Origin of the sequence: Duganella vulcania (assembly GCF_009857655.1) — a bacterium.
GTDB lineage: Bacteria > Pseudomonadota > Gammaproteobacteria > Burkholderiales > Burkholderiaceae_D > Rugamonas > Rugamonas vulcania.
Map to the genome: position 1 here is coordinate 1 of NZ_WWCX01000228.1, position 1951 is coordinate 1951.

2 protein-coding genes are annotated in these 1951 nt (G+C 71.0%); both read left to right on the forward strand.

Going from position 1 to position 1951, the window contains the following annotated elements; genetic code table 11:
- On the forward strand, nt 1-1348 hold a 1348-nt coding region (locus GTP90_RS35540; RefSeq protein WP_161087908.1), incomplete at its 5' end, for a peptidylprolyl isomerase.
- Between the two features lie 52 nt (nt 1349-1400).
- A partial coding sequence (locus GTP90_RS35545; protein WP_175048357.1) for a 4-hydroxythreonine-4-phosphate dehydrogenase PdxA occupies nt 1401-1951 on the forward strand: 551 nt, incomplete at its 3' end.

Genomic DNA, 1951 nt, shown 5'->3' on the forward strand with positions numbered 1-1951 from the left:
CACCGCCGCCGCCCCGGCCGCCGCCGCCAAGGCCGCGCCCACCGCCGCCCCGGCCGCCAAGTCCGACGCCAAGGGCTTCCTGCCGCCCGGCGAGACCGGCAACGTGGCGATCGACTCCATCGTGGTGGTGGTCAACGACGACGTCATCACCCAGCGTGAACTGACCAACCGCATCAAGAGCGTCACCGCGCGCATGAAGGCGCAGAACGTGCAGATGCCGGATCCGGCCGACCTGCGCCGCCAGCTGCTCGAGCGCATGATCGTCGAGCGCGCCCAGCTGCAGATGGCCAAGGAGATGGGCGTGCGGGTCGACGACCAGCAGCTCGACCGCGCCATCGGCCGCATCGCCGAGGCGCAGAAGCTGTCGGTGCAGGAACTGCGCAACCAGATGGAAAAGGAGGGCACGCCGTACGCCGAATTCCGCGAGCAGATCCGCGAAGAGATCATCATGCAGCGCCTGCGCGAGCACGAGGTGGACGCCAAGATCCAGATCTCCGAGGCCGAGGTGGACAGCTTCATCGCGGCCGAGAAGGCCGCCGCCGCCGAGCAGTTCGAGATCAACATCTCGCAGATCATGGTGCGCATCCCGGACAACGCCACCGCCGAGGTGATCGCCCAGCGCCGCGCGCGCGCCGAGGACGTGATGCGCCAGCTGCGCACCGGCGCCGACTTCGCCAAGATGGCCGCCACCTATTCGGACGCCAGCGACGCGCTGCAGGGCGGCGTGGTCGGCTGGCGCCAGCCCGAGCGGCTGCCGCCGGTGTTTGCCGAGGCGCTGAGCAAGCTCAAGCCGGGCCAGGTCACGCCCATCATCAAGAGCGTGGGCGCGTTCCACATCCTCAAGGCGGTGGACCGCCGCAGCCTGGCCGAGGCGCAGGCCGTGGCCGCCGTGCAGCAGACCCACGCGCGCCACATCCTGATCAAGGTCACGCCGACCATGAGCGTGGCCGACGCCAAGCGCAAGCTGCTGGAACTGAAGGAGCGCCTGGACAACCACGCGGCCAAGTTCGAGGACCTGGCGCGGCTGGTGTCGAACGACGGCTCGGCCGCCAAGGGCGGCGACCTGGGCTGGCTGTATCCGGGCGACGTCACGCCGGAGTTCGAGGCCGCCATCAACGCCCTGAAGATCGGCGAGATCAGCCAGCCGGTCGAGACCAGCTTCGGCGTGCACCTGATCGAGGTGCTCGAGCGCAAGAGCGACGACGTCTCCAAGGAGCGCGAGCGCAACAACGCGCGCCAGGCCATCCGCGAACGCAAGGTCGAGGAAGCGGCCGAGAGCTGGCAGCGCGAAGTGCGCGACCGCGCCTACGTGGAATTCCGCACCGACGACGGCGCCGCCGCCAAGTAAGCCAACCAGGGGAACCCGCGTGAGCGCCACTCAACACTCCGGGCGCAGCGCGCTGCGCCCCCAAGCCACCACCCGTCGCGCCCGCGGCGCCCGTCCGGCCATCGCCGTCACCGTCGGCGAGCCGGCCGGCGTCGGCCCCGAGCTGGCGATCCGCGCCGCCTGGGCGCGCCGCAGGGAAGTCAACTGCGTGCTGCTGGGCGACGCCGCCTTCCTGGCCATGACGGCCAGCTACATCGATCCCGAAATCAAGCTGTCCGCGCTGTCCTTGCAGGCGGTGCGCCACGGCGGCCTGCCGCACTTCGGGCCGGAGCGCGTGACGGTGATCGACGTGCCGCTGGCGGCCCATGTCGTGCCGGGCCAGCTGGACAAGGAAAACGGCCGCAGCGTGCTGGCCACGCTGGACGCCGCCATCGAAGGCGTCGAGGCCGGCTGGTTCGAGGCGGTGGTCACCGCGCCGCTGCAAAAGAGCACCATCAACGACGCCGGCGTGCCGTTCTCCGGCCACACCGAATACTTCGCCGAGCGCACCGGCACGCCGCAGGTGGTGATGATGCTGGCAGGCCAGCCGGCCGCGCCGGCCGGCGCGCCCACGCCGCCGCCGCT